We start from the raw sequence: 6340 nt of genomic DNA, 5'->3' as shown, positions 1-6340 counted from the left end.
GGCCTCGTCATCGGCGGCGGCTTCCCCGAGATGTACGGCGAGCAGCTGTCCGCCAACGAGCCGCTCCGGAAGCCGCCGCCGATGACGAGGCCGCTCGTGCCTTCGGGGAGGGCCTCGTCGCGGAGCGGGTCGAACGTGACGACCTCGGCCCCCGCGGCCTGCAGGAGCTCCGTGTGCTCGGCGTACGAGAAGGTGAACGCGGCCCCACCGGCGACGGCGACGACCGGCCGTGGTGGGCAATCGTCCCGCAGGGCGAGGGGGGTCCCCCCTGCTCGAGCGAAGCCGAGAGCCTGGGGGAGGGTGGGCACCACGGAACCACCGGCGTGCGGCCGCTCCCCGACCCCCGGCACCCACGGCTCGGCGTGCAAATCGGGTGCGCTTCGCGCCAGCGCCAGCAGCGCCTCCAGGTCGCACCCCTGCCGCACCTGCTCCGCCTGCGCCGCCACGGCGGCCACCGCCTGGGCCTGCCGCTCGGCAACCGGCACCAGGCCGAGGTGCCGGGACGGCGTCGCGACGGCGGGCGCCCGCCGCAGGACGCCGAGCACCGGCACCCCCGACTCCCCGAGCGCCTCCCGCAGCAGATGCTCATGACGGTCCGACGCGACCTTGTTCAGGATCACGCCCCCGATCCGCACCTCCGGGTCCCAGGACGCGAACCCGTGCACGAGCGCCGCCACCGACCGCGACTGCGAGGACGCGTCCACGACGAGCACGACCGGCGCCTTGAGCAGCTTCGCCACCTGCGCGGTGGACGCCAGCTCGCCCTGGTCTGCGGCCCCGTCGTACAGGCCCATGACCCCCTCGACCACGGCCAGGTCGCAGCCGCGCGCCCCGTGCCGGAAGAGCGGCGCGATCAGCCCCGTACCGCACATGTACGCGTCGAGGTTGCGGCCCGGGCGGCCGGTCGCGAGCGCGTGGTAGCCGGGGTCGATGTAGTCGGGGCCGACCTTGTGCGGGGAGACGGCCAGACCACGGCCGGCGAACGCGGCCATCAGGCCGGTCGCGACCGTGGTCTTGCCCGCGCCGGAGGACGGCGCGGCGATGACGAGACGTGCTACCACTCGATGCCCCGCTGGCCCTTCTGACCGGCGTCCATCGGGTGCTTGACCTTGGACATGTCGGTGACGAGATCGGCGAAGTCGCAGAGCTCCTGCGGCGCGTTGCGCCCGGTGATGACGACGTGCTGCTGCCCGGGACGGTCGCGCAGCACCTCGACGACCTCCTTGACGTCGATCCAGCCCCAGTGCAGCAGGTAGGCGAACTCGTCGAGGACGTAGAACTTGTACCTCTCCTCGGCGAGGTCCCGCTTGACCTGCTCCCAGCCCTCGCGGGCCTTGTCCTCGTGGGACTGCTCGCCCTCGGCGACCTCGCGCTGGATCCAGGACCAGCCCTCGCCCATCTTGTTCCAGGTGACCGTGCCGCCCTTGCCGGTCTCGCCGAGCGCCTTGAGGGCGTTCTCCTCGCCGACCTTCCACTTGGCGGACTTGACGAACTGGAACACCCCGATCGGCCAGCCCTGGTTCCAGGCACGCAGCGCCATGCCGAACGCGGCCGTCGACTTCCCCTTGCCGACGCCGGTGTGCACCATCACCAGTGCCCGGTTGCGGCGCTGACGGGTGGTGAGACCGTCGTCGGGCACGACGGTCGGCTGTCCCTGCGGCATTAAGCGGCCCTCCTGGTGGCGTTGTCTGCTTGTACGTCTCTGACGAGGCCGGCGATCGAGTCGGCGCGCAGCTCGTCCAAGGTCACGGCGGTGCCGCCGAGTTCGCGCGCCAGGTTCCCCGCGAGCCCGAGCCGCACCGGCCCGGTCTCGCAGTCCACGACCACGCTCGCCGTGCCGTCGGCGGCGTGCAGCCGCGCCGCGCGGGCCGCGAGCGCCACCGGGTCGGCGCCGCCGCCGGTCGCCCGCCCGTCGGTCACGACGACGAGCAGCGGGCGGCGCGAGGGGTCACGGAGCCGTTCGACCCGCAGGACGTCATGGGCCTTGAGCAGCCCGGCGGAGAGCGGCGTACGGCCTCCGGTCGGCAGCTTCTCCAGGCGGGCGGCGGCCGCGTCCACGGACGAGGTCGGCGGCAGCGCGACCTCGGCGTCCCGCCCCCGGAAGGTGACGAGGCCGACCTTGTCGCGCCGCTGGTAGGCGTCGAGCAGCAGCGAGAGCACGGCGCCCTTCACGGCGCTCATCCGCTGCCGGGCGGCCATCGACCCGGAGGCGTCCACGGCGAAGAGCACGAGGTTCCCCTCGCGCCCCTCCCGGGTCGCCTGCCGCAGATCGTCCCGGCGGACCACCAGACCGGGCCCGGACCGGCCGCGCGCCCGCTGGTGCGGGGCGGCGGCCTGCACGGTCGCGGCCAGGTGCAGCTTGGTCAGCGCGCCCCGGGGCCGGGTGGACCCCGTGGTACGGCCGTGCTCGGTACGGGCCCGGGAACGGCGCCCGGCCGCGCCCTCGCCGAGCCCGGGGACGCTCAGCACCTTCGTACGGAAGGGCTCACCGGCCTTGACGGCGGCGCGTTCACCGGCGCCGGCGCCCTGCGGGGCGGGCGCGGGCGCGCTCTCCGGGACCTCGGCGGACTCGGGCGCAGGACCCTCGGCGGACTCGGGCGCAGGACCCTCGGGCCCGTCACCCTGCGGCGGAACGCCCCCGCCACCACCGCCCGGGCCGCCGTCACCGGGCCCGTCCGGCTCGGGATCGTCGTCGCCCTTGAACTGCTCCAGGGTCTCGTCGAGCTTGTCCTCGTCGAGGCCCGGCGCGTCGAACGGCGAGCGCCGCCGACGGTGGGGGAGGGCGAGGAGCGCGGCCTGCCGCACGTCCTCCGAGGTCACCTCGGTCCGCCCGGCCCAGGCGGCGAGCGCGGTCGCGGTGCGGGCCATCACGATGTCGGCGCGCATGCCGTCCACCTCGAACGCCGCGCAGGTCGCGGCGATCTGGAGCAGCACCGCGTCGCCGAGGGTCACCTGCGACAGCAACGCCCGGGCGGCGACGATCCGTTCGCGCAGCGCGGCCTCCTCGCCGGCCCACCGGGCGGCGAAGGCGGCGGGGTCGTCCTCGAACGCGAGCCGCCGCCGGACGACCTCGACGCGCTGCTCGGGGTCGCGGGAGGCGGCGACCTCGACGGTCAGCCCGAAGCGGTCGAGCAGCTGCGGCCGCAGCTCACCCTCCTCGGGGTTCATGGTCCCGACGAGCAGGAAGCGGGCGGCGTGCCGCACGGAGACGCCCTCGCGCTCGACGTGGGAGGCGCCCATGGCGGCGGCGTCGAGCAGATGGTCGATGAGGTGGTCGCTCAGCAGGTTGACCTCGTCGACGTACAGGATCCCCCGGTGCGCGGCGGCGAGGAGCCCCGGCTCGAAGGCCTTCACGCCCTCGGCGAGCGCCTTCTCGATGTCGAGCGCGCCGACGAGCCGGTCCTCGGAGGCGCCGACGGGCAGCTCGACCATCCGCGCGGGACGGACGGTGCCGGGCGCGTCGTCGTGCGGCCCGTCCGGGCAGCCGGGGTCGGGGGAGGCCGGGTCACAACTGAACCGGCACCCCGCGACCACCGGTACCTCCGGCAGCAGCTCGGCGAGCGCACGGACGGCGGTGGACTTGGCGGTCCCCTTCTCGCCCCGCACGAGCACCCCGCCCACGGCCGGGCTGACGGCGTTGAGCAGCAGCGCGAGCCGCAGATCGTCCATGCCGACGACGGCGGTGAACGGATACCGGGTGCTCATCGGGTGGTCACTCCTTCGGTACGTACGGATTCCTGGACCGCGCGGCCGCTCACGGCGCACCCGGCGGCACGAACGGCAGCCCCTCCGGAGCGCCCTGCTCGATCAGCCGCAGCAGCGCGTCCGTGTCCGCGTGTTCCTCGATCAGGTCGCCGAGCCGGTCGAGCTGCTCCTCGCGCAGCGCGCCGAACGACGTGTCGGGGGCCGGCACGAACCGTCGTCCCGCCGCCGCCGAGACCTCCCGCAGGAACGCCCGCCGGAAGCCGTCGCTCTCCAGCGAGCCGTGCCAGTGGGTGCCCCACACGGAGCCGACCCGGCAGCCGTCGAGGAACGGCTCACCACCCCGCACGTCGGCGACGCCGTGGTGGATCTCGTACCCCTCGACCCGCTCGCCGAGCGCCTCGCCGACCGGCCGGGCCAGGGTCTTCTCGACCCCGAACCGCACCCGTACGGGCAGCAGCCCGAGCCCGTCGACGACACCGGCCTTCGACTCGACCTCGTCCTCGATGCGCTCGCCGAGCGCCTGGAAGCCGCCGCAGATGCCGAGCACCGGCCGGCCCTCGGCCGCGCGCCGGACGAGGGCGTCCGCGAGGCCCCGCTCGCGCAGCCAGGCGAGGGCCCTGACCGTGCCCCGGGTGCCCGGCACGACGACGAGGTCGGCGTCGACGAGCTCCTCGGGCCGGTCCACGAACCGGACGACGACGCCCGGCTCGGCGGCGAGCGCGTCGACGTCGGTGAAGTTGGACATCAGCGGTACGGCGCAGACCGCGACCCGCAGCACGTCCGCGCCGACCGGCGGCGCGACGACCGACTCGCGGACGGTGCCCCGCAGCGAGACCCGCAGGCCGTCCTCCTCGTCGATGCCGAGCCCGTGCGCGTACGGCAGGACGCCGAAGGTCCGGCGCCCGGTGAGTCCGTGCAGCATGTCGAGGCCCGGTTCCAGGAGCGTCACGTCGCCCCGGAACTTGTTCACGAGGTAGCCCGCCACCAGCGACTGGTCCTCGGGCGCGAGCAGCGCCGTCGTCCCGAAGAACTGGGCGAAGACCCCGCCCCGGTCGATGTCCCCGACCACGACGACGGGCAGCTTCGCGGCGCGCGCGATGCCCATGTTCACGATGTCCGTGCGCCTCAGGTTGATCTCGGCCGGACTCCCCGCCCCCTCGCAGATCACGGCGTCATACGTGCCCCGGAGTTCCTCCAGGCACGCCATCACCGGCTCGAAGAGCGTCTGCTGCCTGCCCCCGTGGTAGCCGCGGGCGCTCATCTCCCCGACCGGCTTGCCCATGAGGACGACCTGGCTGGAGCGGTCGCTGCCGGGCTTGAGCAGCACCGGGTTCATCAGGGCGCTCGGCTCCACCCGGGCGGCCTGCGCCTGCATGGCCTGCGCGCGGCCGATCTCGGCACCCTCCCGGGTGACGAAGGAGTTCAGGGACATGTTCTGCCCCTTGAACGGCGCGACCTTGATGCCCTGCCGGACCAGCCAGCGGCAGATGCCGGCCGTGACGACGCTCTTGCCCGCGTCGGACGTGGTCCCGGCGACGAGCAGCCCCCCACCCCTCATGCGTTCCTCCGCTTCAGCGCGCTCGCGATCATGCGGCCGCCCACGCAGGCGACCAGGGTCAGTCCGGTGACCCGGCGGGAGAGCCGGACCGCGCGGTCGATGTCGGCGACCTCGACGGGCCGCCCCTCCCCGTTGAGGACGGGCCGGTGCTCGACCCGCCCGGCGTACGAGAGGGTCCCCCCGAGCCGTACGCCGAGGGCGCCCGCGAAGGAGGCCTCGACGGGGCCCGCGTTGGGGCTCGGGTGCTTCGAGGCATCCGAGCGCCAGGCCCTCACCGCCCCCCGCGGGTTCCCGCCGGCGACGGTCGCGAGGGCGGCCGTCAGCCGGGCCCCGGGCCAGCCGGCCAGGTCGTCGAGGCGGGCCGAGGCCCAGCCGTACCTGCGGTAGCGGGGGGACTTGTGGCCGACCATCGCGTCGAGGGTGTTCACCGCGCGGAAGCCGACCAGGCCCGGCACGCCCGCGACCGCTCCCCAGAAGAGGGCGCCCACGACCGCGTCGGAGGTGTTCTCGGCGACGGACTCGACGACGGCGCGGGCCATCGCGGGACCGTCGAGGGACTGCGGGTCGCGTCCGCACAGGTGCGGCAGCCGTTCCCGGGCGACCTCCAGGTCCCCGGCGGCGAGGGCGCCGCCGATCGCGCGGGCCTCGCGTCCCAGGGTCGTACCGCCGACGACGGCCCAGACGGAGGCGGCGGTGAGGGCGACGGAGGCGGCGCGGCTGCCCCGTACCGTACGGGCGGCGAGGGCGCCGGCCGCGACGGTGGCACCGGCGCACACGGCGGTGTGCAGGGCGCCCCAGCCGCGGTGGTCGTGCCAGAGGGCCTTCTCGACCCGGCCCGCGGCCCGGCCGAAGGCGGCGACGGGATGGCCGCGGCGGGGGTCGCCGACGAGCAGGTCGACGGCGAGACCGGCGGCCGCGCCGTACGCGAAGACGCCGGTGGTTCTGGAGAGGGCGGGGCTGCGGCCGGGCATGGCGCTGTGTCCTCACTCAGGGTCCGCGCCCTGGATCGACGTGACCGGCGGCGAGAGTTCCTGACTCCCGGACCCTTCGGATCCGGTCACAGTGGCGGGACCGCGC

The 6340-nt window shown here is 75.0% G+C and carries 5 protein-coding genes; all 5 read right to left on the bottom strand.

Annotated elements, in window-relative coordinates:
• A partial coding sequence (locus tag CCN56_RS23860) for a cobyrinate a,c-diamide synthase (RefSeq protein WP_256962116.1) occupies window positions 1-1061 on the bottom strand: 1061 nt, incomplete at its 3' end.
• Window positions 1055-1663, bottom strand: coding sequence for a cob(I)yrinic acid a,c-diamide adenosyltransferase (gene cobO / locus CCN56_RS23855; RefSeq protein WP_086829846.1), 609 nt, complete (start codon window positions 1661-1663; stop codon window positions 1055-1057). The genes cobO and CCN56_RS23860, both read right to left, overlap by 7 nt.
• Window positions 1663-3705, bottom strand: coding sequence for a putative cobaltochelatase (locus tag CCN56_RS23850; protein ID WP_086829844.1), 2043 nt, complete (start codon window positions 3703-3705; stop codon window positions 1663-1665). The genes cobO and CCN56_RS23850 overlap by 1 nt, the downstream gene beginning before the upstream one ends.
• Window positions 3706-3754: 49 nt before the next feature.
• Window positions 3755-5263 (bottom strand): cobyric acid synthase, encoded by a 1509-nt coding sequence (locus CCN56_RS23845; protein WP_086829842.1) that lies wholly within the window; start codon window positions 5261-5263, stop codon window positions 3755-3757.
• Window positions 5260-6234, bottom strand: a complete 975-nt coding sequence (locus CCN56_RS23840; RefSeq protein ID WP_086829840.1) for a cobalamin biosynthesis protein — start codon at window positions 6232-6234, stop codon at window positions 5260-5262. The genes CCN56_RS23845 and CCN56_RS23840 overlap by 4 nt, the downstream gene beginning before the upstream one ends.
• Between the last annotated feature and the right edge of the window lie 106 nt (window positions 6235-6340).

This window comes from Streptomyces sp. NRRL B-24572, from assembly GCF_002156145.1.
Classification (GTDB): Bacteria; Actinomycetota; Actinomycetes; order Streptomycetales; family Streptomycetaceae; genus Streptomyces; species Streptomyces vietnamensis.
The sequence above is the reverse complement of the archived record's forward strand: the minus strand, read 5'-3'. Positions and strand labels throughout refer to the sequence as shown.

What these genes read in the sequence shown, in the direction of transcription:
- CCN56_RS23850 (WP_086829844.1), bottom strand. Translation starts at nt 3,705, where the DNA reads ATGAGCACCCGGTATCCGTTCACCGCCGTCGTCGGCATGGACGATCTG.
- cobO (WP_086829846.1), bottom strand. Translation starts at nt 1,663, where the DNA reads ATGCCGCAGGGACAGCCGACCGTCGTGCCCGACGACGGTCTCACCACC.
- CCN56_RS23840 (WP_086829840.1), bottom strand. Translation starts at nt 6,234, where the DNA reads ATGCCCGGCCGCAGCCCCGCCCTCTCCAGAACCACCGGCGTCTTCGCG.
- CCN56_RS23845 (WP_086829842.1), bottom strand. Translation starts at nt 5,263, where the DNA reads ATGAGGGGTGGGGGGCTGCTCGTCGCCGGGACCACGTCCGACGCGGGC.